The 23,661-nt window shown below is 55.7% G+C and carries 24 protein-coding genes, 1 tRNA gene and 1 riboswitch; of the genes, 12 read left to right on the top strand and 13 right to left on the bottom strand.

The genetic code is table 11. The features are described from left to right. The first annotated feature begins 10 nt into the window (after positions 1-10). The 7 genes from tsaB (at position 11) to N5W20_RS07020 (ending at position 5,510) form a co-directional block, all read left to right on the top strand. Positions 11-700 (top strand): tRNA (adenosine(37)-N6)-threonylcarbamoyltransferase complex dimerization subunit type 1 TsaB, encoded by a 690-nt coding sequence (gene tsaB / locus N5W20_RS07050; RefSeq protein WP_319806453.1) that lies wholly within the window; start codon positions 11-13, stop codon positions 698-700. After that, positions 700-1,158 (top strand): ribosomal protein S18-alanine N-acetyltransferase, encoded by a 459-nt coding sequence (rimI, locus tag N5W20_RS07045; RefSeq protein ID WP_319806452.1) that lies wholly within the window; start codon positions 700-702, stop codon positions 1,156-1,158. The genes tsaB and rimI overlap by 1 nt, the downstream gene beginning before the upstream one ends. 275 nt (positions 1,159-1,433) lie before the next feature. Then, positions 1,434-1,832 carry a MucR family transcriptional regulator gene (locus N5W20_RS07040; protein ID WP_319806451.1) on the top strand — a complete coding sequence of 133 codons (399 nt, stop codon included), beginning with the start codon at positions 1,434-1,436 and terminating at the stop codon, positions 1,830-1,832. Between the two features lie 238 nt (positions 1,833-2,070). Beyond that, positions 2,071-2,532: a Fur family transcriptional regulator gene (locus tag N5W20_RS07035; protein WP_319806450.1), complete on the top strand. Its 462-nt coding sequence runs from the start codon at positions 2,071-2,073 to the stop codon at positions 2,530-2,532. A gap of 32 nt (positions 2,533-2,564) precedes the next feature. Continuing rightward, positions 2,565-3,425, top strand: a complete 861-nt coding sequence (locus N5W20_RS07030) for a GNAT family N-acetyltransferase (RefSeq protein WP_319807859.1) — start codon at positions 2,565-2,567, stop codon at positions 3,423-3,425. 35 nt (positions 3,426-3,460) lie between these two features. Further along, positions 3,461-5,032 (top strand): apolipoprotein N-acyltransferase, encoded by a 1,572-nt coding sequence (gene lnt / locus N5W20_RS07025; RefSeq protein WP_319806449.1) that lies wholly within the window; start codon positions 3,461-3,463, stop codon positions 5,030-5,032. Continuing rightward, a complete protein-coding gene (locus N5W20_RS07020) occupies positions 5,025-5,510 on the top strand; it encodes a helix-turn-helix domain-containing protein (RefSeq protein WP_319806448.1) in 486 nt (161 codons plus the stop codon). The genes lnt and N5W20_RS07020 overlap by 8 nt, the downstream gene beginning before the upstream one ends. A 9-nt stretch (positions 5,511-5,519) precedes the next feature. On the opposite strand, the gene N5W20_RS07015 is transcribed toward N5W20_RS07020, so the two are convergent. The 3 genes from N5W20_RS07015 to N5W20_RS07005 all read right to left on the bottom strand — a co-directional run bounded on the left by N5W20_RS07015 (position 5,520) and on the right by N5W20_RS07005 (position 7,860). After that, the gene (locus tag N5W20_RS07015; RefSeq protein WP_319806447.1) at positions 5,520-6,182 is read right to left on the bottom strand and encodes a fused DSP-PTPase phosphatase/NAD kinase-like protein; all 663 of its coding nucleotides are present in this window, start codon (positions 6,180-6,182) and stop codon (positions 5,520-5,522) included. Between the two features lie 505 nt (positions 6,183-6,687). After that, positions 6,688-6,873, bottom strand: coding sequence for a Trm112 family protein (locus tag N5W20_RS07010; protein ID WP_319806446.1), 186 nt, complete (start codon positions 6,871-6,873; stop codon positions 6,688-6,690). Positions 6,874-6,891: 18 nt separating this feature from the next. Beyond that, positions 6,892-7,860, bottom strand: coding sequence for a tetratricopeptide repeat protein (locus tag N5W20_RS07005; protein ID WP_319806445.1), 969 nt, complete (start codon positions 7,858-7,860; stop codon positions 6,892-6,894). A 213-nt stretch (positions 7,861-8,073) separates the two neighbouring features. On the opposite strand from N5W20_RS07005, the gene N5W20_RS07000 reads away from it, so the two are divergent. Together N5W20_RS07000 and N5W20_RS06995 are read left to right on the top strand one after the other, a co-directional pair. Continuing rightward, complete coding sequence (locus N5W20_RS07000; RefSeq protein ID WP_319806444.1) at positions 8,074-9,186, top strand: glycosyltransferase family 61 protein; 1,113 nt, start codon at positions 8,074-8,076, stop codon at positions 9,184-9,186. 103 nt (positions 9,187-9,289) lie between these two features. Next, a tRNA-Gly gene (locus N5W20_RS06995) sits at positions 9,290-9,364 on the top strand. 181 nt (positions 9,365-9,545) lie between these two features. Here the strand turns inward: N5W20_RS06995 and mazF are convergent. Beyond that, entirely contained in the window at positions 9,546-9,875 is a 330-nt protein-coding gene (gene mazF / locus N5W20_RS06990; RefSeq protein WP_319806443.1) for an endoribonuclease MazF, read from the bottom strand. Then, positions 9,875-10,117, bottom strand: coding sequence for an AbrB/MazE/SpoVT family DNA-binding domain-containing protein (locus N5W20_RS06985; RefSeq protein WP_319806442.1), 243 nt, complete (start codon positions 10,115-10,117; stop codon positions 9,875-9,877). The genes mazF and N5W20_RS06985 overlap by 1 nt, the downstream gene beginning before the upstream one ends. A 103-nt stretch (positions 10,118-10,220) precedes the next feature. Then, positions 10,221-10,340, top strand: a riboswitch (TPP riboswitch). Positions 10,341-10,426: 86 nt separating this feature from the next. Here N5W20_RS06985 and thiC point away from each other — a divergent pair. Both thiC and N5W20_RS06975 read left to right on the top strand, forming a co-directional pair. Beyond that, positions 10,427-12,322 carry a phosphomethylpyrimidine synthase ThiC gene (gene thiC / locus N5W20_RS06980; protein WP_319806441.1) on the top strand — a complete coding sequence of 632 codons (1,896 nt, stop codon included), beginning with the start codon at positions 10,427-10,429 and terminating at the stop codon, positions 12,320-12,322. 408 nt (positions 12,323-12,730) lie between these two features. After that, positions 12,731-13,381: a thiamine phosphate synthase gene (locus N5W20_RS06975; RefSeq protein ID WP_319806440.1), complete on the top strand. Its 651-nt coding sequence runs from the start codon at positions 12,731-12,733 to the stop codon at positions 13,379-13,381. A 233-nt stretch (positions 13,382-13,614) separates the two neighbouring features. Here the strand turns inward: N5W20_RS06975 and N5W20_RS06970 are convergent, their stop codons facing one another. The 7 genes from N5W20_RS06970 to N5W20_RS06940 form a co-directional block, all read right to left on the bottom strand. Beyond that, positions 13,615-14,982 (bottom strand): hypothetical protein, encoded by a 1,368-nt coding sequence (locus tag N5W20_RS06970; protein WP_319806439.1) that lies wholly within the window; start codon positions 14,980-14,982, stop codon positions 13,615-13,617. Positions 14,983-15,267: 285 nt separating this feature from the next. Further along, positions 15,268-16,647 (bottom strand): hypothetical protein, encoded by a 1,380-nt coding sequence (locus tag N5W20_RS06965; RefSeq protein WP_319806438.1) that lies wholly within the window; start codon positions 16,645-16,647, stop codon positions 15,268-15,270. Between the two features lie 193 nt (positions 16,648-16,840). Further along, positions 16,841-18,217, bottom strand: a complete 1,377-nt coding sequence (locus N5W20_RS06960; RefSeq protein ID WP_319806437.1) for a hypothetical protein — start codon at positions 18,215-18,217, stop codon at positions 16,841-16,843. Between the two features lie 159 nt (positions 18,218-18,376). Continuing rightward, complete coding sequence (locus N5W20_RS06955) at positions 18,377-19,504, bottom strand: hypothetical protein (protein ID WP_319806436.1); 1,128 nt, start codon at positions 19,502-19,504, stop codon at positions 18,377-18,379. 9 nt (positions 19,505-19,513) lie between these two features. Then, positions 19,514-19,762 (bottom strand): hypothetical protein, encoded by a 249-nt coding sequence (locus N5W20_RS06950; RefSeq protein WP_319806435.1) that lies wholly within the window; start codon positions 19,760-19,762, stop codon positions 19,514-19,516. A 272-nt stretch (positions 19,763-20,034) separates the two neighbouring features. After that, positions 20,035-20,880: a bifunctional hydroxymethylpyrimidine kinase/phosphomethylpyrimidine kinase gene (thiD, locus tag N5W20_RS06945; RefSeq protein ID WP_319806434.1), complete on the bottom strand. Its 846-nt coding sequence runs from the start codon at positions 20,878-20,880 to the stop codon at positions 20,035-20,037. Between the two features lie 286 nt (positions 20,881-21,166). Beyond that, positions 21,167-21,661: an NUDIX hydrolase gene (locus N5W20_RS06940; protein ID WP_319806433.1), complete on the bottom strand. Its 495-nt coding sequence runs from the start codon at positions 21,659-21,661 to the stop codon at positions 21,167-21,169. 517 nt (positions 21,662-22,178) lie between these two features. On the opposite strand from N5W20_RS06940, the gene N5W20_RS06935 reads away from it, so the two are divergent. Continuing rightward, positions 22,179-23,156, top strand: coding sequence for a hypothetical protein (locus N5W20_RS06935; RefSeq protein WP_319806432.1), 978 nt, complete (start codon positions 22,179-22,181; stop codon positions 23,154-23,156). Positions 23,157-23,252: 96 nt separating this feature from the next. On the opposite strand, the gene N5W20_RS06930 is transcribed toward N5W20_RS06935, so the two are convergent. Beyond that, positions 23,253-23,474, bottom strand: coding sequence for a helix-turn-helix domain-containing protein (locus N5W20_RS06930; RefSeq protein ID WP_319806431.1), 222 nt, complete (start codon positions 23,472-23,474; stop codon positions 23,253-23,255). Positions 23,475-23,661: the final 187 nt, after the last annotated feature.

The following is a 23,661-nucleotide window of genomic DNA, read 5'->3' as shown; positions in this document are numbered from 1 at the left end:
CGGGACCGCCATGACTGAGGTGCGCGACCCGGCAGCGGTCAATGTCAGGCAAAATCTGCGTATGTTGGTGATCAACGCTGCGCCAGCCGCAGAGGCGCCGGGTGGCGTCATCGCCGCCTTGTCGGGGGGAGAGGTGATTTCCCAATGCGCGCTTCTTGGGCGCGGCGCATCGGAGGTGATGGTGGCGCTTCTACAGGAGGTGCTTGACGCGGCGGGCTGGCGAAAAAACGGGCCGGACGCCATCACCGTGGTGCGCGGCCCCGGCTCCTTCACCGGTTTGCGCGCGAGCCTTGCTTTGGCCGCCGGATTGGCCAAAGCTTATGAATGTCCGCTCCATGGTGTTTCCATCGGTGCGTGTTACCGTGCGGAGACGGAAACGCGGGATGTCTGGACCGCGATACGCGCGCGGCGTAACCGGATTTTTCTGGAAAGACCGGATGGCACCTTCTGGGCGGGTGCACCTGATTCCGTGAACGTACCCTCCGGTCAATTGATCGTCGGCGACGCGTCCTCCTGGTTGTATGACCGCTTGGCAACGACGCATCGCTTCCGGTCAGATATGGACCAGCAACCATCGCCGGGCGCGATTGCCGCGGCGGCGCAAAATGTGCCCCCCATGGAGAGTGTGACACCGCTTTATGTGGACCCGCCTGAAGCGAAGCCCCCTCTGGCCGGGCTCCGACCTGCCCCGATCCCGTGATGAGGGTCTGGCCTGTTGACGCGGTCGGCCCGGAAGCCGCCAGGGCACTTTCAGACCTGCATGAAGCGTGTTTTCCGAGTGGGGAAGCGTGGTCAGCTCCGAATATAAGAAATCTGCTGGCTATGCCGGGATGTTGCGCCTGGGTGGTCGCGACCCATGACGGTTTGGCCGGTTTGGTCATTGCGCGGAAAGCGCTGGATGAAGCGGAAATTCTGACTCTTTGCGTCGCGCCGGATTATCGACGCCGCGGCGTTGCGCAATCTCTCCTCAAGAGAATGTCCGAGTCGATGAAACACGCCAAAGTGGAAAAGATTTTCCTCGAAGTGCGTGCCGACAACGCGGCGGCGAGAACGCTCTATACGTCGGCGGGGTATAGTCGGTGCGGCTTCCGGGCAAATTACTATAGTGACGGTAGCAACGCCATCGTAATGTGCGCTAATTTGTCAGACAGTCTCTGACAAATTTTTACATGCTTCCGGCAAATAGAGTTAAATTTCGATTAAACACGCACAATGTGACGTGAAGTCATTACTGCGCGCAACCATCTATAAAAAATTTTATTTAGTATATATTGACACTTTACTTACTTAAAAACAAACGTTGCGTTATTTAACCTAACATGTCACTACACGTCTCACGAGTATACTCATTTACCAAATGATTCTTCTTGCTATTATTGGATTTTAAGGTTAAATCTTTTCAAAATCAAATTCTAAAGTTCCAGGTGATGTTAATGAAGAGCCCAGCCTCAGACGTGTCGCTCCATGCCTTGACTGCCCAAATAATCTCCGCATACGTCTCGAATAATGAAATCGAAGGCGAGGAAATGATGGCGCTCATCAAGTCGGTGCACCTCGTGATGATGGCACTCGCCCGTAAAGAAAATGAAGAGGCCAAACCTGTACCGGCTGTTTATCCTAAAAAATCCGTCTTCCCGGATTATATTGTTTGCCTGGAGGACGGGAAGAAACTCAAATTACTGCGGCGTCACCTGCACACTGTTTATAAAATGACGCCGCAACAATATCGGGAGCGGTGGGATCTTCCGCCTGAATATCCGATGGTCGCGCCGAATTACGCCAATCATCGCTCTCAACTTGCGCGACGTATCGGTCTGGGCCATCGCCGCTGACCTTTGAGGGCGGCATCCCTCCAGACGCGTCGACATGCATTCGCCATCGTTCCTGAAAAGTTTCAACCAGCTCCCGCCGCACGGAGGAGAACTTCAGCAACGCTGCGACGTTCGGGGGTGGAAGCTGCCGACCGGGCTGCGTGACGCTTTGTTGGCGTCAATTCTTGGCAAACGGGATGAACTCGGATACGATCAGCTTCGTCCATATCCGCCTTGCTGAAAGCCGAAGCGATACGCAATGTCATCCAGGAACGAGTCAATCATAGAGCGGCTTTGTATCGATCATGGCCTCAAAATGACGGGTCAGCGTCGCGTCATTGCCAAGGTTCTCTCGGAGGCCGAAGATCACCCCGACGTTGAAGAGCTTTATCGGCGTGCATCGTCTCTCGACCGGCGTATATCCATCGCGACAGTCTACCGTACTGTGCGCCTGCTTGAGGAAAAAGGCATCCTTGAGCGACGGAATTTCGGCGGTAATCGCGCGCGTTATGAGGCGAGTGAGCCCGAGGATCACCGGCATTATCATATCATTGATATCGATACGGGTCATGTTGTTGAATTTGAGGATGCGGCGCATCGCGACATGATACGTGACATCGCCGAGAAACTCGGTTTCGACCTCGTTTCCCACCGCCTTGAATTGTTCGGACGGCGGATTCCGGCTTCCGGGCGGAAGAAGCAATCGGGTGAGACAATATGACCGCGAAGCCGCGCCAGGCTGAACTCCTGAAAATGCTGATTTCGGATGGTGCGCGCAACCCGCCAGCCGGGTCTCTCTCCACTCTGGACCTGTCACGTGATTCCCTGCCGGAATTACGGGCGGGCGCGCTGGGCGTGCGGATCGCGGAAAACAAAGCGGAACGTGAGGCGGCGCAGGCGCTGCGTTATCGCGTCTTTTTTGAGGAAATGGGCGCGCATCCCAGCGCGGCAGCCCTCAAATCGCGCCGGGACGTGGATGATTTCGACGATATTGCCGATCACCTCCTCGTCATTGATCATGATATTTCTTCAGGGGCGGAAGGCGTTGTCGGGACTTATCGTCTTCTACGCAGCGATGCAGCCGCGAAAATCGGGCGTTTTTACACGTCTGGCGAGTACGATATCTCGGTTCTGACGGATTTTCCGGGGCGCCTTCTTGAAGTCGGACGCTCCTGCGTTGATCAGCGTTACCGGGGGCGGGCCGCGATGCAGCTTCTCTGGCGCGGCATTGCCTCCTATATCTTCCTGCATCGCATCGACGTCCTGTTTGGTTGCGCCAGTCTGCCCGGCACGGACCCGTCGACCAAAGCGCAGGAGCTCACCTATCTCTATCATAACCACCTTGCCCCGCCTGCACTCCGCATCCGCGCCCTGCCGGAGCGTTATGTTTCCATGCAACTGACGGACCCGCATAGTCTGGACCATCGCAAGTGCCTCGCGCGCCTGCCGCCTTTAATCAAAGGCTATCTGCGTCTTGGCGGGTTTGTCGGTGATGGGGCGGTGGTGGATGCGCAGTTCAACACGACGGATATTGCCGTCCTCGTCAAAAGTGAACTTCTCGCGGATAAATATTACCGCCATTATGAGCGTCGGCTACGGGATGCCCTGGAATAAAGGCCCCTCTCAACCCCAATTTATCGACAGAAAACTTGTCCGGACCTGAAGCCTCAAAACTGCGTCGATATCGTCCCGCATTCATCTGCTTCCTCTCCGGCCTTTTCGCCGCGACAGCCTACCCGCCTCTTTATTTTCTCCCCGGGCTTATTTGCGGCGTGTGGCTTCTCTACGGGTGCGCGCGGCAGGCGGCCTCATGGCGGCAAGCCGCTTTTAACGGGCTGGTTTTCGGGTTTGGCCTTAATCTCGGCGGACTTTACTGGCTGACACATGCCGTATTGATGGGCGGACGGCAATTCTGGTGGGCGGTGCCGCTGGCGACGCCCGGCTGTGCGCTGATCCTGGCGCCATTCGCGGCGGTGCCAAGCCTGCTGGCCCGAAGATTCTCCTCTGGCTGGGGCAGTATCCTTATTTTTGCGGGCAGTTGGACATTGGCCGATATGTCCCGCATCTTCCTCTTTTCCGGTTTTCCGTGGAATCCGCTGGGGGCTGATCTCACCTTTCCCGGCGATGCGGGCACCGTCCTAACGCAGATCGCCAGCGTCATCGGTGTCGATGGGCTGACATTCTGCCTCATCCTCACCAGCGCTGCGCTTTTTCGCGTGCGGCGGTCTCTCTATGTTGCTGCGTTATTGTGGATGTTCATCGCGATATATGGTTATGAGCGCGTGCATCATCTGTCGCTTCTTCCCGTTCAGAATCCCGCGCTCGTCCTTGTGCAGAATAATGTGAGCGAAGATCACATCCTCTCCCGCGATGAAAGCGGGGAAGTCCTGCAACGCTCCTTGATGCTGACTCGGGAGGGCATCTCCATCGCGCACGCCCTCTTCCCTGACCGTGACGCCGTTTATGCCTGGCCGGAATCGGGCTTTCCCGGCCTGCTGGATGAGGCACCCTTCGCCCGTCGTCAGATCGCGCATGCGGCGGGGGGAAGTTGGGGGATCATTGGCAGCGATCGACGCGATGAAGCGGGCCAGTGGTACAACAGCGCCATGGCGCTTGATGGTGAGGGTGAGATCGCGGCGACTTATGACAAATCCCGCCTCGTGCCCTTTGGGGAATATCAGCCGCGCTTTCTACCCTTCAACATCATGCCGGGGCAGTTCCGGCCGGGCCCGGGGCTGCGCACATGGCAGTTACCGCAATTGGGGCGCGTTGCGCCGCTCGTCTGCTACGAGGTTGTCTTTTCCGGCCAGGTGGTCACAAATCCGCGACCAAACTGGATGTTGAACCTGACAAATGATGCATGGTTCGGCGCCAGTGCTGGGCCCTGGCAGCATTTAATGGCCGTGCGCCTGCGTGCTGTTGAAGAGGGGGTGCCGATTGCGCAGGTCGCCAATACGGGGCTGACAGCCATTTTTGACGCAGCAGGAAGGAAGACTGGGGCGATTCCACCGGACAAGGCTGATATATTGGTTGCACCGCTGCCATCTCCGGTAAAAAAAACGCCGTTCGCGATTTTTGGTCGATCAATACCTATCTTTATTTGTTTATTGGCCTTTCTTATTGCTTTGCTAACGATTAGAAATGCTAGGAAGCGAAAATCGTCCGAAGGGAAGTTCCGCTCCCCTTCCAACTTGGAAAGCAGGTCGCGCAGTCATGAGTGAAAGCACAAAAACCCCGTCTGCGGCTGGTCCGATTGATGCTCACGTCGGGGCTCGCATCCGCTTGAGGCGTATGCTTCTGCGCATGTCGCAGGAGAAACTTGGGGCCGCCCTCGGTCTGACCTTTCAACAGGTCCAGAAATATGAGCGCGGTACAAACAAGGTGGGTGCCAGCCGACTCTATGAGATGTCTAAAATCCTTCGCGTGCCCATCGGGTTCTTTTTTGATGATATGCAGGGAAAGGTGGAGCAATCCGCCTCACTCGGCTATTCCTCCGGTTTCCGGGAGACGTCGGCAGGTTTCCGTGCCTTCGCTTCAGCGGACAGTGTCAAGACCAATGAGGATCTGCACATCCTTGCCAAGCGGGAAACGCTGGAGTTGATGCGCGCTTATTACCGCATACCGGATGCGGAAGTGCGCAAGCGCGTCATGGACCTCATCAAAACTTTATCTGAACAGGCCGCCGCCGCCGCGGAGTGAATTCCTGTTCTACTCCCGGCGTAAAACGTTGTCGGTGAGAAAGCTGCTCAGCCCCGCTGCCCGGAAGGACGCGCGAAGTCCGTCCTCGTCATATTCGTGCCTGACCCATTCCATAAAGCTGAGGCGTCCCTCGGCCTGACGCTGATAGAGATGGAAAAAAGCATCAAGCACCCCGGTACGCGCATGTTTAAAATGCCCGAAACGCCAATGAAGCTGTTCAAGAGCCTCTGACGCCGTCCCGCCTCTGAACATGATGATCAACCCCGCCGCCAGCCCTGCACGGTCAGCACCGGATTTGCAGTGCAACAGCACAGGCGTCTCGACGGATTGATAAATCTCGTGAAATCGCAAAATACGGTCTCTGTGTGGCGCGCCGCGACTTTCAAAAGCCATGTCAATCAGTTTGATCCCTAACTCCGCCGCCGCCCATCGGGATAAAGCGTCCGAGCCGCATTTCCGGTGACCACGGAGATTAATGAGCGTTTTGATGCCGAGTCGCGATTTAAGGCGCCGCAATCGCCGCGGCGTGGGGTGATTGCATCGATAGAACGCCCCGTCGATGATGGGGGCGTGATTCGTCCAGAGCAGCCGAAAAATGGCATGATCAAGGAATATACTGTCGATCCAGGCACGCAGGCGGTTCCTGCTCGTCGTCATTGGACGGTCAAACACGGGATGCTCCTTTTGAAACGAAATTTTCCCTGCCCGAGAAAGACCATGCCGTCAATTGAGATCAATACGGTGAGTTGGTAGGATGCGATAATGAGGCGCGTTTGGTTAACACTCGGAAGTTATGGGATCGTCGTGCTGGGGGGCTGCACGGCATCGCGACCGGAAGCCTTCAAACCTGATATCACGGTGCGCGGCCCGCCCGGCCACCCCCCGGGACAAAACCCGCATCATCGCCGTCAATTCTGGGATGCGTTTGATCCGTTCATCCCGCCAGACGCAAGCTCAGGCCCTCCAGCCGGGCTTCCCGGACTGGCACCGATGGAAACGAAAAAGAGATCCGCGTCGGAATTCGTCATACCTGATGCAAGTCTCATGTTTGGCCAACCTGAAAACGCAGACCACAAACCATAATCTCCGTGACACGCGGGAGATGACGCGTGTCGCGAGAGGCAGAAATACCGATGGTGCGTCGACTGGGTGGGCTGGTGGGCTTCTTCGGCCCCTATCAATCCAGTGTTCGCGCTTCTTCCGGCAGCATGACGGGGATACCATCGCGGATGGGATAGGCCTTTTTTGCCGCCGCGCTGATGAGTTCCTGCGTTTCGGCATTGTACGTCAGTGAGGTCCGCGTCAAGGGGCAGATGAGGATGTCGAGGAGTTCGACATCAAAAATATCTGGATTCTGGCTCATAAACGACCCTTCACATAATCATGAAAACAGAATGGAAGAAAGCTCACGTCGCATTTCCCGTGTCAGCGGGTCCGCGCCGCCCCAGGCTTCAAAAAGACGAAGAAGCTCGGTTTTAGCCGCGCCCTCCTTCCAATTCTGGTCCGCGCTGATGAGCTCCAGCAATGTTGCAGCCGCTTCCCGCCGCGCCCCGGCGCCATTAAGCGCGCCGGCGAGTTGTAACTGAAGCTCTCTATTTTCAGGCGCCTTGGCAATCTCCGCGCGTAGATGATCAAGTTGCGCCGCCGCTGCCCGGCCCTCCCGATGGACGTCAATGGAGGATTTCGCGGCAAGGATGGCGGCGTGCTCCGCAATGGTGTCGGGCACCTGGGATGCGGCCTCCTCCGCGCCTTCCACGTCGTCAAGGACCAACATGGCGCGTATCAGGCCCGCCCAACCCTCCGGATTTTCGGGCTCGACCTCAAGGAGACTGCTGAAATGCCCGGCGGCCTCCGCACCATTCTGCGCCTGTAATGCCTGCTGACCGGCCGCTAAAAGTTCCGCGCTGGGCATTTCCGCGCCGGTTGACTTCAGGATATTCTCGACGAAACGCTTGACGTCGCTCTCCCGCTGCGCGCCCTGCATGATGTCCAACACCTGGCCCTTGTAAAAAACCGCGACAAGGGGAATGGATTGCAGGGGCAGCCCGATCTGAACGAGCTGGGCGGCCAGAGCGGCATTTGCTTCAACATCCAGTTTGACGAGCTTCACGCGGCCCTGCGCGGCGGTCACCACTTTCTCAAGCACCGGTGTCAGCTCTTTGCAGGGGCCGCACCATGGGGCCCAGAAATCAACGAGGACGGGGCGCTCCCGGCTGGCATCAATGGCTTCCGCCATGAAGTTTGCCTGATCCGCATCGACAATCATGGCGCCTGGTGCTGATGATGTGCCGCCTTGCGCCGTCGGGTCGCCAGCGCCCGGCTGCGTGTTGCCCCCGATGATCATCGTCATACGTTTCTCTCTTTCCCCAAAATCACGAAAGTGCCGCAGCACTGTTTTCCGCGTCAGGATAAACGACGGGCGGGTTGGCGTCCAAGGGTTAATGCGGGCCTGACAGCTTATTGCCCGATGCTGCCTGATCCACATTGCGGGAATTGAGGCATCGCTTTTTGCGGTCTAAACAGGGAGGGTGACGCGGTCATTTCACGGGGAGGTTGCAGAACCATGCAATTTGGAGAAGCGAAATCTGTCGATACGCTCTCACTTGAACGCAGGGATATCGTTGTCCTTCCTGAAACATCTCTCCCGGCACCTGTTGAAGCATTTCCCGGACAGAATTTCGACAATTTTGACCGGGGCCTTTTACCTTATCACGCGCGACGAGACGCGGCGGCGGGGAATATATGTTTTTCCCCGCTGACCCTTTCCCTCTATATGTTGCAAAATGCTTTTCTCGTCATCGCGCCACAACTTAACGGGGTGATCCTGACGGAAAATTGTGAGATCGTGGAAGAGCCCTCCTGTTTCCGTCAGAGGGAACTGACTTGCCCTGGCATGGCCTTCCCGACATTTCCGCGTCATGCAGCTTTCAGCCACGCTTTTGCCGGGTTTGATCGCAGCACGTCCAACCATTATCACTGGCTGCTCTATGCGATTTCCAAAAGCTGCGTGGCGCGACCCTTTCTGCCGCGCGCCACACCGATCTTGCTGCCGGATGCGGAAGCCTGCCTCGAACCCCATCGCCCTGTCCTGCCACGCGGCTATCATCATGAGACATTGCGTGTTTCGGGGTTGCTCCCTCATGTGACGCCGGTTTCTCAGGGGATCTACCCGGTGCGGCGACTTTATTTTATGTGGCACACACCCAAAATGCCGGAGCTTTATCTGCGTGTCCCGCAGGTGCAGGCGGAATTTGACCGCTTCACAACGCCGCGCGCCGCTTTTCTGCCAAAGCGGTTTTTTATCTCCCGTGCGCAATCGGCTGATCAGCGTATTTCCGCGCAGGACCAGACGGTGATTGACATTGTGCTGGCGGCGCACGAAATCGCGACGGTCAGTCTTGATGATATGGATGTATCAACGCAGATCGCGCTTTTCCGCGGGGCGGAACTCATCATCGCGCCCCATGGGGCGGGCCTGGCCAATCTCGCCTTTGCCCGGCCCGGCACAGCCGTGCTGGAACTGAACCGCCAACTGGACGGGCAGCCTCATCTGCGCAACTGCTTCTACCTCCTCTCCGCCATGCGCGGGTTGCGTTATGCCATGATTGATCTCTCCGACGCGCCACTTACGATTTTCCAGCTTCAGGAAGCCTTGCGCCGCGTGTCGCAAAGGTAACGTCAAGGCTCCGGGACGGTGCTGGTGGGCGAATCACGCAGAATTTTCGCTTTCAGCTCTTGCAAGCGCGGGCAACATCACTTATTCACCATTCCCACGGAGTGCGGGCGTAGCTCAGGGGTAGAGCACAACCTTGCCAAGGTTGGGGTCGTGGGTTCGAATCCCATCGCCCGCTCCAGTTTCTCAGGACATGATGGTCGGGTGCGGGCGCTTTACAGCGTTGTTTTTTGCTGTTCGTCATCCCAGCTTCATCTTCACAAATCACGCTGACAATATTCAGGCAGATCATCGGATTGCTACGCGTCAGCGTGTATCGTGAGGATTTGCTTCCTCATCCCGTCAGATAAGTCACCGCGCGATTAACCTACGAGTAGCCGCACACGCTCCCGGATCGCCTCAAGTTCCTCATGTGACACGCGGCCTTTCAGTTTTGCGCGTCGGGCGCGCCAATCGAGGCTGCGGATCTGATCGGCCAGCGCCACGCTGGCTGGCGCCCCCTTTAGCGGGACTTCAAAAGGGTAGGATTTGATTTTCGTCGTTGTGGGACAACATAAAATCATGCCAGCCTTCCCATTATAGCTGGCGGGTGATAGCACGATGGCTGGGCGGCGGCCTGATTGTTCCCGTCCCGCCTGAGGGTCAAAGGCGAGCCACACAATGTCGCCGCAATCCGGCACCCATGCGGCCATTACCAAACCTCTTTATCAATCCCGGGGCCGAAATCCGCCTCATCGTGACGATTATCTTCCGTGATCGCGTCAACGAGATTGTTGAGGGATAATGGTTCTGGCTGGGCAGCCTGTATAATAATGCGCCCGTCCTCCCTCAAAACATCCACCGTTTGATTGATGAGGAGGCCCGTGGACTCAAGCAGGTGCGCGGGCAGGCGTATCGCGGCACTATTGCCCCATTTCCGCACGACTGATCGCATGACATATCTCCCAATAGTAGATACTTTGTATATACATTATTTTGCGGCCGTTCCGCAACCCTTTAAACCATTTGACAACCGCCCCGTCCAACCGCACACTCGCGGGCAAGACCGGGGGAGCTCTGACAAGGGGCTGAGAAACTGCTACGCCGTGACGCAGCGCAGTGACCCGTTGAACCTGATCCAGTTTATACTGGCGTAGGGAAGGTTACTGCATGAGGGGTGCCGCGTTAGGCGCGTGTCCTCATCCATCCCCCATCGTCACGCAACTGGGTCCAGACCATATCTCAAGCGATAGGTGGACGATCCATGACCCAACAAGACGCGCACGCAACCCTTGAAAATGCCGCCATCGTGGCTGATGACGCCAAGGCTTCATCCGAGAAATTCAGCAATTCCCAACCGCTTTCGACCGGGCCATTGCCTGCGTCACGGCGCATCTATGTCGCGGGTACGCGCCATGCGCAGATCAACGTGCCCATGCGGGAGATTGAAGTGCACCCGACAGCGGGGGAACCCCCTTTGCGGGTCTATGATACGTCCGGCCCTTACACGGATCCTGAAGCAAGGATCGATATCAAATCCGGGCTTCCGCGCTTCCGAACGGACTGGGTCATCAAGCGTGGCGACGTCGAATCTTATGATGGCCGTATCGTGCAGGCGGCGGATAATGGTTTCGCCAAAGGGGCGCAGCTCACACCTTCTTTCCCGGTGATCAACCGGCCTTTACGGGCGCGAAACGGTCGGGCCGTGACGCAACGGGCCTATGCGCGGGCCGGGATCATCACGCCGGAGATGGAATTCGTCGCGATCCGGGAAAATCTCGGGCGGCAGAAGATGGAAGGTGCAATGCCGGAGGCAGGTGCAGCACGCGCGGCGCAGAATTTCGGCGCCGCCATCCCGGATGTCATCACGCCTGAATTTGTGCGTGACGAAATTGCGTGTGGGCGGGCGATCATCCCGGCCAATATCAATCACCCGGAAGCGGAACCAATGATTATCGGCCGCAATTTCCTCGTCAAAATCAATGCGAATATCGGTAATTCCGCCATTGCCTCCTCCATGGAGGAGGAGGTCGATAAAATGGTCTGGGCCACGCGTTGGGGGGCGGATACGGTGATGGATCTCTCGACCGGGCGGAATATCCATAATATCCGGGAATGGATCATCCGAAATTCCCCGGTGCCCATCGGCACCGTGCCGCTTTATCAGGCGCTGGAAAAAGTGAATGGTGTGGCGGAAGATCTCTCCTGGGACGTCTATCGCGACACATTGCTGGAACAGGCGGAGCAGGGCGTCGATTATATGACGATTCATGCGGGTCTCCGGCTGCATCACATCCCGCTGACCGTGCCACGCATCGCGGGGATCGTTTCACGCGGCGGGTCGATCATGGCGAAATGGTGCCTGCATCATCATTGTGAGAGCTTCCTTTACACGCATTTTGAGGAGATCTGCGAGATCGCCCGTGCCTATGACGTCAGCTTCTCACTGGGCGACGGGTTGCGCCCGGGCGCAATTGCCGACGCCAATGACGCCGCGCAATTCGCTGAGCTTGAGACGTTGGGGGAACTCGCAAAAATCGCCGCCGCAAAAGATTGTCAGGTGATGGTCGAGGGGCCGGGCCACGTCCCCATGCATAAAATCCGGGAGAATATGACGAAGCAGCTCGCCATTTGTGATGAAGCACCTTTTTACACATTGGGCCCTCTCACAACCGATATCGCGCCGGGATATGATCATATCACCTCCGCGATCGGCGCGGCGATGATCGGTTGGTTTGGGACGGCCGTGCTGTGTTACGTCACCCCGAAAGAGCATCTCGGATTGCCGGATCGTCAGGATGTCAAAACGGGCGTCATCACCTATAAACTGGCGGCCCATGCAGCGGATTTGGCGAAGGGGCACCCCGCGGCACAGATGCGGGATGACGCCGTCTCACGCGCGCGCTTCGAGTTCCGATGGGAGGATCAGTTCAATCTTTCCCTCGACCCGGAGACGGCACGTGATTTCCATGACCAGACCCTCCCGAAAGATGCGCATAAGCTGGCGCATTTCTGCTCCATGTGCGGGCCGAAATTCTGCTCCATGCGGATTTCCCACGATATTCGCGCCGACGCCCAGAAAGAGGGGCTGGCCTCCATGGCCGCGCGCTATCAGGAAAATGGCGACCTCTATATGGTGCAGAACGGGTCATTTGACTGACGTTTAAAGGTCGCAAGCCTTGTGAAGCCCGGCACCCTTTCAGTGAGGGAGGCCGGGCCGATTTTATGCCTCTCTGAACATAAACTAAGCGAAGCAAACAGGTGATGGCGCAAACCTGTCCCGATAAATCAATATAGACTTCTAGTAAAATGCGGTCCTCATTTTCAACGCGCAGGACGTTCAGGCAGTCAGGGACGATGTTCATCTCATTTTCGTCTGAGCTTGATGCCTGGATGCGCGTTCTAAGGCGTGTTTCCTACCCTCAATCTGACGTACACTTGCGTTATTGTACAAGTCAGGGCAGTTTATGATGTCAGGAGCGCGCATCCTGAAAGTGACGGTAAATTGTTTCGAAACATGCGATAACGTCCCTGTCTTAACGGGATAGCAACAAGCAAGGGGCGAAATGTGGTGAGGAAATGCGATTTTTCGCTATATGTGGGGCTTGATCTTCCCGTTTTGACACTCAGCAGGGTGGTCTCCGCCGCGCAGGAGGCTATTGATGGCGGGGCGACCGCCATACAGCTTCGGGAAGAAACCAACGACACGGCGCGCATGATCACCGCTGGGCTCGCCTTGAAATCCGTTCTGGATGAGCGCCAAATCCCTCTGATCGTCAATGAATCCCTTGATGCGGCGCTGGCAATTGGCGCGAGCGGGGTCCAGTTTCGCACCCGGGCCAAGCTTATCCCGGAAGCGCGACGCCGATTGGGGGAAAAAGCCTTGATCGGCCTGACGACGTTCAATGCCGCGGAAGCCGCTTCTGCCGACCCGGAATTAATCGATTTTATCGGGACGGGTCCGGTTTATGAAACGGCAGGTATGCCGGATTGGGTGACGCCGATCGGGTGCAGCGGTCTCAAAGCCTTCGTTGATCGATGCCGAATGCCGGTTGTCGCCCTGGGCGGCACAGATGTGCCGCATATTGCTGACGTGCTGAATACCGGGGTGAGTGGCATCGGCGTCCCGATCTCCGTCCTCACGCCTGAAAAAGTGACGGAAGAGTTGCGGCTTTACGCGCAGTCCATCGCGGATTACCGGCGTCTCACCATAGGCTGATAATGCGGCTTAAGGCGGATGTCCATCGCTTGGCGCCGCCCTGCATGGGTTCGCAACTTGTCACGAACCCACGTCCCTCGGCGGGGGAAGCGGTCTGCCATCCTCCCGGTTGAAACGATGGAGAAGCACGGAGGATGTCATCCGATTGTCGTTAGGTGACGCGATCATTCACGCTTGGGACGTTGCTGCGCTTGAACCGCTAACGTGATGATCGCGTCAACCTTCAGGCGCGCTTATTCGTGATATCCGATGAATGTCCACCACGCATTATCTCCCGGTTTATCCGGGAAACTCATCAAACCGTTTTCATCCTTGACGATGTAAAGTGCCTGATTGTCGTCATCCCGAAAAAGCCAGCCATTTTTGTAAAGCTGATCATGGTAATGCCGTATGCGAGGGCTCAAATGCGGTGAGAGCGCCTCATCCTGTTTCGGGTAGCGGCCAATATAGGCCCAATCATCATTATCCGCTTTATCGGTGGGGAAGCTGTTAGGGTATCTGCGTTTGATCGTGAAATATTCCGTATCGTGATTTATCGGGTTATGAAAAATGAAGTAGTCGCCGATTTTGATATCGAGACGATACCTTTCTTTCCATTCATGCACCCTCTTTTTCTGGATACGAAGGTCGTTGATGATGGGATAGCCGACCCCGACGGATCTCCAATCATCATTATCCTCTCCTTTTTCCGGGAAGGGGCCGTATTTGCCATCATGCAAGGCTTCAAAAATATAGGGCTCCGTCGACGTGACGTCTCTAACAAACATCATGTCTTTTTTGGCGGTGTTATCATATTTGCCCCATTGGTGGAGGCCTCTGAACTGATCTCCCACCAGGGACAGCGTGCCTCGCGTGTCCCATGATGCGGAGCCGTAATCAGTCGCCGTCATGCCGGGCAGGATATTATCCTTTGCGCAAATATCGGGGTCACCATAAGACCGCCCATCGGACGAAGCCAGGTCGCTGGCATTTCCGTAATTGCCCTTGATCTGCCCCATCGTCACGCGCGCGTGACGCAATGTCGCGCAATCATAGGGGCCGTAAAAATATTCCAGAAAAACGCGATTCCAGTTCCGGATACCGCCTGATTTTTTGGTTTTCAATTCACCGAGCAGGTAGAGTTTCCGTGTTGTAAGGTCCGCCAGGGTGAATTGCCACCAGTCACCTGTCTCGTCGGACGGCGTGCGGGCGCTTTTTTCCATACGGAAACGATAATTATGCCCGACTTTCCAATCGAACGGTCCGTTAATGCTGACGCAAGGTCCGGACTCATCACATTTCACGACAGGAATGACGCCGCCTTTTGCGTCAAGCCCGCCCCAGATGGACACGATGGCGCGCTTGACGCCGTCGCCACGCATCAGGCCGAGATAGCCCCCATCCGCATGATTGAAGGCGACATATTGCGCCCAGTAAACGGAGGAGGGCGCCATGCCGGGGAGGTTATATTTTTCCCCAGGGTCGACATCGATGCGCAGTGAGTAATCTTTTGCCTCAATGGTTTTTTCTTTAAGCGCCCACCCACCTGAAGGTGTAATGGCGTGCGCATGGATCGCGCAGCCTGCCATAAGCAGCATTGTCGCCGTTATTTTCTTCAACATTGTTCAGGTCTGCTTTCTTTGCCTTATTATCATGTCATTACAGCGCAGCATGAGCCTCTATACGCATCATGGCCCGAAACCGGTTGCTGAACGCTGGCGGGTGCTGTGATGGCGGGCGATGGCCTCAAGGGGCAGACGGTTCTGAAGCGCTCAGACCCTCCCGGCCACGCTGCAATCAGGCCGCCCGTGAGCGACGCCCGCGCTTTCCATACGCATCCACGTGCGTTGCCGGTTCTGTCCCGATGAAGGCGGGCCACGACCAGGGCCGGATTTGCAGAAGCTTTTTCAGGGAGAGAAACCGACAAACTCCCACCATTTATTATTTTCCATCAGATAGGGAAATTCTCCATATTCCCCATCCTGGCGCAGGACATAAAGTGCACCGAGTGCGCTTTTATAAAGCCATCCCTTCTTTCCCGTCGGATGTTCGGAGTCACGCTCATGCACGGGCAGAAAAGACCATAATTTGTCGCTTTTCTTGGGGTAGCGACCGACATACCGCCAGAAAGCATCATCTTTTTTATCGATCGGGAAATTTGTTCCCCGTTTCATCTTGAGCTGAAAATATTCAGTGTCTCCATTATAGTTATTTCGGTAGATGAAATAATCCCCGATATGGACATCAGGATTATTGCGCTCACTATATTCCCGGACACGTTGATGACGCAGACGGAGGTCGTTGATGATCGGGTAGCCGACACCGATCGACTTCCAATCATCGTTATCCTCACCCTCTAAGGGTAGGGGACCGTATTTGCCATCATGCCGCGCCTCAAAAATATAAGGTTCCGGCTCGGAAAGATCCTTGACGAACATCATGTCTTTTCGGGCTTTGCTCTCAAACTGGCCCCATTGATGGAGACCGCGGAAATTATCCCCCATAAAAGTGAATGTGCCGCCATCATTTGATGCGGCGGTTCCGTAATCTTTCACGCTCATTCCGGGAAGGATGTTCTCCGTCGCGCAAAGATCGGCCTCACCCGTCGTCGCGGCACTTGATGATTTCAGAACGTTGGAGCCATTATAATTGGCCCTTATCTGACCCATCGTCACGCGCGCATGACGCATGGATGCGCAGTCAAAAGAGCCATCCATGTAGGTTTGGTGGGCCTGGTTTGAGGGGCTGATCCCGCCCCAATAAGGCAATTTGAGGCTGCCGAGTACGGAGACCGTCCCCATTGTCAGGTCGGCCAGCGTGAACTGCCACCATTCGCCTGCTGTGTCCGATGCGAGACTTGCGTTCTTCTGCATGCGGAAGCGATAATTATGCCCGACCTTCCAGTCATAATGGCCTTTAATGCTGACGCATGGATTTTCATCGAAGCATTTTGACGTGTGCAGGGTGCCGCCTTTGGCGTCAAGCCCGCCCCAAACGGTCACGATGGCAAATTTCATACCATTTCCGCGCATCAGGCCAAGATAACCATAGCGGCTTTTTTTATATTCCGCCGGTTCAATGAAATTGATAAATTCCGGCCAGAAGACGGAAGAGGGGGACGGGTTTTCCGTTAAATAGTTTTCTCCAGGGTCAACATCGATCCTGAGCGCGTAATCTTTTGCATAGCCGGCAAAATCTCGCAGCGTCCAATTGCCTGTCGGGGTCGCGGCCCCGGCAGTTCCGGCACAGCTTGCCATGAGGAGCAAGGCCGACGTCACCTTTTTCATGATTGTTCTGTCCGTTTATTATTGATTGTTGAGGGTGTGGCTGACGGTTTTGACGGGCTGGGCTATGGCCATCTTTCGACGGGAGACCGTCATCAAAGATTGAAGTTCATGGCATGACCATCTTGAAGGGCGGGGCCACAATGACTGCATCAGGACCCGGCCCCGTTGCGTGACCGAACCCCATTTTCGCCGATCAGGAATGATGGCCGATATATTGCCACCACTCATTATCACCCGCTATTTCAGGGAAGGCCCCATACGCGCCATCTTTACGCAGAATGTAAAAGCCGTCCGACGACATGTCGAAATAGAGCCATCCTTTTTTACCTTTTCTGTCATTCTCATCCTGAAAATGCACGGTCAGGCGTGAGGAGAGCGCATCATTCTTCTTCGGATAGCGTCCGACATAGTGCCAATGATCATTATCTGACTTATCGATCGGGAATTCTCCCGCATCTTTTTTTGTCAGCCTGAAATACTCAGTCTCGTCAAAATACGGGTTATGGTAAATGAAGTAATCGCCGATCGATGTTTCATCATCGTTACGCTCGCTCCATTCCCGAAGGCGCTGTTGCCGGGAGAAGAGATCATTCATGATCGGGTAGCCCTTACCGAGAGACTTCCATTGACCATTATCGCGTCCCTCTCTCGGGAAGATGTCATATTCGCCATCACCCAGAGCTTCAAAAATGTAAGGTTCCTCCTCGGAAAGGTCCTTGACGAACAACATGCCTTTTTTGGCCTGTTTCCCGAAATCACCCCATTGATGAATGCCCATGAAATTATTGCCGAGCAACGTCACAGCGTCATTCTCCTCCCACGAGGCGGAGCTGTAATCTTTCGGCGTCATACCCGGGAGGCGGGTGGTCAGGTTACAGACATCCGGCTTGCCATAGGACATGCCGTTCGAGGAGTCGAGAGCGCCTGCGACACCCCACGCGCCTCTGGTCTGGCCTAAGGTGGCAAGTGTATGCCGGTGAGCTGTGCAATCCTCCGTCGCTCCCGAGACCTCCGGATATTGGAGGAAAGCATTGCTGAAACGTTCGATACCGTCTGTCTTGACGGTTTTGATCTCACCGAGGAGTGAGATTGTCCCGGATGACAGATCTGCCAGGGTGACCTGCCACCAGACGCCTGTATCGTCGGATGTCGTGCGCGGGCTTTTCTCGACACGGAAGCGGTAATTATGCCCGACCCGCCAATCGTAAGACCCACTCAGCCCGATACATTGATCCGTGTCGTCACAATGGGTGAAGAGAAGCGAGGCCGGTTTCGCTTCAAGCGCGCCCCAAATGCCGATGGTGGCGAATTTCTCGCCATTCTCTCTTGAAAGTCCGAGATGTCCGCCGCGCGCCTCCTTGAAGATGATTTCTTCCCCCCAGAACGCATTTGAAGGGATGTCGAAGAACGAGCCGGATTTCTCTCCCGGATCAACGTCGATCCGCATCGCGAAATCTTTCGATAAAGGTGTTTCGTCTTGAAGGGTCCAGCCGCCCGACGGAACGATGGCGTGCGCATTGATGGCGCAGCTTGCCATCAGCAGCAAAGCTGACGTCGCTTTCCTTATCATTGATCAGATCCGTTTCTGAAATTATTTGACGCGCGTCTCATCATGAAGACGGCTTTTCAACTGAAGGTAAAGGGGGCCGCGCGCCTCTGGCGAAACAGAGTGTGTCTGGCGCGGACATGCGGCCCCCTCCGTACCTCATGGCGTTACCCGGGTCAGATTTTACAGGGCTTTACCGAGATATTGCCACCATTGATTATCCTTTGTCGCGGCAGGGAAATTGCCGTACTGCCCGTCATTTCGGAGGATGTAATAATCGCCGCGCGCCGTGTCTTTATAGACCCAGCCTTTCTTCCCGACCGGGTTTTTCGCATCGCGTAAATGTTCCGGAACGTGGGACCAGAGCACGTCGCTCTTTTTCGGCATCCGACCAACATACTGCCAACCGTCATTATCCGATTTGTCAGTCGGGTAATACCAGGCATTCTTGCTCTTGATCCGGAAATACTCAGTATCTCCATTATAAGGATTATGATAAATGAAGTAATCGCCTATCTTGACGTCGTCATTTTTTCTTTCATTCCACTCATGGACGCGCTGGTCGCGCAGACGGAGGTCATTGATGATCGGGTAGCCAGCACCGATCGACTTCCAATCCTTATTATCCTGCCCCTCTACCGGGAAAGGCCCGTACTTGCCGTTATGCAAAGCTTCGAAAATATAGGGCTCCGTCGCCTTGACGTCCTTGACAAACATCATGCCTTTTCTGGCATTGCTCTCATATTTCCCCCATTGATGAAGGCCCAGGAACTGGTCTGCGAGTAACGTTAACGTGCCATTGACATTCCAGGATGACGACTCATAATCATTGGGGACCATGCCCGGGAGGATGTTTTCCCGTGCGCAGCTATGCGGATCACCATAGGCATCCCCGTTTGAGGAGGCCAACGCACTAGCCTCACCATAATTCCCTCTGATCTGTCCCATCGTCACGCGCGCATGGCGAAGCGTCCTACAATCCCAAGGCCCTTGAAAATATTCCAGGAAAACGCCGTTATCATTGCGGAGCCCGCCCCATAGGGGGGATTTCAGTTCCCCGAGGATAGCGACTGTGCCTGTCGTTAGATCGGCAAGCGTGTACTCCCACCAAACGCCCTGTGCGTCGGACGGCGTTCGCGCGCTCTTCTCCATGCGGAAGCGATAATTATGCCCGACCTTCCAATTGTACGGTCCGTTGATGCTGACGCAGGCGCCGAACTCATTGCATTTCACCACGGGAATGGCGCCCGCTTTTGCGTCGAGCCCGCCCCAGATGGACGCGATGGCGCGTTTGACGCCATCACCGCGCATCAGTCCGAGTTAGCCGGTTCTGCTTTTGTATTGCTCTTCTCGCTCGTTAAAGGTGACATACTGTGCCCAATAGACGGATGAGGGCGCCATGCCGGGAAGATTGTATTTTTCTCCGGGGTCGACATCTATGCGCATTGAGTAATCTTTTGCGCCAATGGTCTTTTCCTGAAGTTTCCATCCACCTGAAGGTGTGATAGCGTGCGCATTGGTCGCACAGCTTGCCATTAGCAGCATCGCTGACGTTGCTTTTCTTAACATCAATCACATCCGTCTTATTTTTTTTTCGTTGCGTGAGGGGCGCATTATAAAGTGCGCGGGAATAGCTTGCCCGGATTTAGTTGGAAAACTTATTTTAAATGTCTTACGCGCGCCGCGATTTTCCAACCTTTTCAAAGTTGTTGCGCGCGCTTGCATGTCCAGTATTCAGGACGCGTCCATCGAGCGGCGTTTTTTCCTTCGGGGCAGGGTGGCTTGAGATTCTGTGCAGGCGCAATATCAGGTCGCGCCCATCTTTGAAGGTAAAATCTGTCTCAGCGTGCTGCCGGATGGGTCGGCCACATTGCATGGAAATGATGCAGGGGGCCATGTCCCTGGCCCACTGAAAGCGCCTGGGCCGCAGCCAGAGCGCCATCGAGATAGGTTTTAGCGCGGCGAATGGAAGAGATCAGATCATGCTGCGGCAAGAGCGCCGCGATGGCTGCGGAAAGCGTGCAACCTGTGCCATGGTCGCAATGCGTGTCGATGCGTGGAGAGGTGAAGGCAATCGGTTCATCCTCGGCGCGCGACATGTCGTGCAGCCAATCCGTGCTTTCAGTGACATTATGGCTGTGACCACCTTTAAGCAGAGTGGCGCGCGCGCCGAGCTTCGAGAAATCATGCAATTGCGCCCGGACTTCATCATCGAATTGTGCCACTGACGCACCCAGTAAAGCGGCCGCTTCCGGCAGGTTGGGCGTCACAAGCGTCGCGAGAGGGAGTAAATATGTTTTGAGAGCGCTGATCGCGTTCGGGTCAAGCAGAGGGTCACCGCTTTTTGCCATCATGACAGGGTCAAGGACAATGATGTCAGGCCGATAATGGCGCAGGCGTGAGGCGACAGATTTGATAATGCCCTCTTCATGCAACATGCCGATTTTGACAGCATCCACCCGCACATCATCAAACACGGCGTCGATCTGGGCGGCGACACAGTCCGGCGTCATCGGGGTAACAGCGCTAACGCCGCGCGTATTTTGCGCCACCACAGCGGTGATGACGGACATGCCATATGCACCAAGCGCGGAGAATGTTTTGAGATCCGCCTGAATACCAGCCCCGCCCGTGGGGTCCGTGCCCGCGATGGTCAGGAGATTCGAAATGGGCGTTCGTGATATCAAACCGTCCCACCTTCCAATTTCTTAAAAAAGCTCAGCATTGAGAGCTTGATGTCCCCACGCGCATTTTTGTCCGAAGGCGGTGCGGCGTCAAATGATGGCCGTCAAACGGCCGGGCAACGTCCGTCATGGTGGGAAAGCCATGTTGAAGCGATGTCAGTCTCAGGCAGAAATTGCAGGTCGCGTCGTGACCTTGTTTCAGCGTGGCACGGGGCGAGGGGGGACTCACATTCCCGGACGCTTCTCGCTCTTTTTCTCGCGACTCTTTTTACCGGGAAAAGTTGGTCGCTCAGGCGCCGACAGTCATGGAACCGCCCAAAGCGTGGTCGTGATGAAAGGCGGCGGCCTGACGGACGATTTCAACGACATTCGCATTGAGATTCAGGCCCGGATTCGCGAGATCCTCCAGCCGGAACCAGCGCGCCTCATGTGCATCATCGCCGCCGCCGGGCTGCCCATCAACCCAGGCGCAAAGCACGGCGATGAAAATGATATGGCGGCTGGGGTTACCCGCATCGTCAGTTTCGATAATTTCATGCGCTGAAAAAGCGTGGCGTGGCCGGGTCGTCAGGCCCGATTCCTCCGACATTTCTCGCTGTGCCGCATCAAGTATGGTCTCGCCCCAATTGACTTCCCCACCGGGAAGGCCCCATCTTGCGGCCTCCGACGTGTTGTTGCGCCGGACGAGGAGCACGCTGTCATCCCGCAGGGTGACGGCCAGGGTGGCAATGGTCGGGCGCGGATGGGCGCGCTTTTCCGAAGGATGACAATCTGAGCGAGACATCGGTCCGATACCTGTCTTTCCTGGATTAAAATGGGGCGAAATGAATTTGTGTCGGCGCGCCCTGTTCCAAAATGTGAGATATTTGAATTGCTTGAGCCATTCTAACCCCTTTCCACAACATTCCGAACAGGTTTTTTAGCGAAATATGCGCTTTTATGTTCGATCTCACTGACCGGACGGCGATTTTTCCGCCTCGCCGGACGGAAGTTAAAGCCCCTTTTACGTTTTCTGCCAGATTCCGGTCATGGAAAGATCACCGCGATATCATGCGGCGTGAGCAGGAAAGGCCGAAGACGCCATCATGTCGGTCTCACCGCATCTGTACTTTAATCTCACATTTATATTTGTATCGAAATTGCAACAGTTCCCACGTCATGAACCACTATGCCAGAAAAACAGGGTTACGGGCTTGATGCACGTCAAACTTTAACATTAACAATGTCAAATCTGTTAACCCGCAATCGAGTTGGGTTCCCCTTTGGTGAATGAAAAATCGATGATGAGAGATTTTCGTCTGATGAAATCCCTGCAAATTGCCCTGCTCGCTGTTCTCGTCATGCTGCTCGACATGCCTCTTGTCAAAGCGGAGGGCGGTTTGCCCTCACATCATTATGAGCAATGGTACACGGGTTCACTCGTCTCACCGTCCGGCGCCCAGCCAAAAGCCGGTATTCTCGGGGTCGAGCCCTACATGACTTACACCGAGCCGGCAGGGTTCTTCCGTGCCGATGGGGTTCGTCTGCCTTTGCCGGCTCATCAGCGCACGGTCACCAGCAGCACCATGTTCAAATATGGCGTGACGGACCGCCTGAGCCTTCAGACATTTCCCGCCATGTCCTATGGTTGGAAAGATCACGGCCCGACCACAAGCGGCATCAAATTCAATGATCTGCCGCTTGATGCCATTCTGACGGTCGTCAAACCCCACCCGGAGCATTACGTGCCGACCGTCGCCGTCTTTGCCGGTGTGTTGGCCCCGACCGGGGATTACGCGCATCTCGGGCGCGCGACGGATGGCGTCGGGGGCGGGGCCTGGGTGTTCCGCACCGCGATCGTGCAGCAATCGACGTTCATTTTTCCGAATGGACATAATTTCCGCGTGCGTGCCTGGGGGAATTTCCGTCGGGCGATCAGTTCAGCGCGGCTCGTCGATATTTCATCTTATGGGACGGAGCGCGGATTTCGCGGGTGGGGCCGACCGGGTATTAATGGACAGGCGGGATTTTCGCTTGAATATGGCCTCAGCCAACGCTGGGTCATGGCGATGGATTTCGCACGTGACTGGGCTAATGGCGCCCGCGTGCGCGGTGTCGATGGCAATGGCAGGACCGTCAACACAAAAGGTGCCTCCTCATCAGACTGGCAGGTTGCGCCCGCGATGGAGTTCAGCTGGTCGCCGCGTTTCGGCATCATTGCTGGCTGCGCCATTTATGTCGCCGGGCATAATACCAACATGAATGTCGCCCCCCAATTTGCGGTCAATACCGTTTTTTGAGACATGATGCGGCCTATCTGAGCGCGCTGACGTCAGAGAGCCCCGCATCACTTTTATCAAAGCCCGGGCGTGACGCCCGGGCCGACAATATCATCATCAGCCGCCTCTCCCATGACCACAGGGTTCGAGAAGCTTATGCAGTGGCAGGCCGAGGGCCGCGGCCACTTTTCCGGCATTATCGAGACTGATGGTGATTTTGCCTCTCTCAACATTTGAAATAAATGGCTGGCCGAGACCCGTCCTCTCGCAAATCTGCTTCTGTGTAATGGCACGTGCATCTCTCTCCGCACGCAATCTTCGGGCAAAAATCTGCCGCACGTTTTCTTGTGGTATGTCTCTCGATTGTAGCAAATGATTATTCCTTCTTACAATTTCTTGAAGATATACTGATCCGGCGGCGAAGAAAACGGACGATTTCAGTCTCGCCACATGAAAGTGGGATATGGGGATTTGAGGGGGACAGTCGATTTTGCCGCCCGGGCCGTCGTCAGCCGGGCAGGGAATC

The sequence above is a fragment of the Candidatus Kirkpatrickella diaphorinae genome (assembly GCF_025736875.1).
Classification (GTDB): Bacteria; Pseudomonadota; Alphaproteobacteria; order Acetobacterales; family Acetobacteraceae; genus Sorlinia; species Sorlinia diaphorinae.
This window is presented reverse-complemented; position numbering and strand designations above follow the sequence as displayed.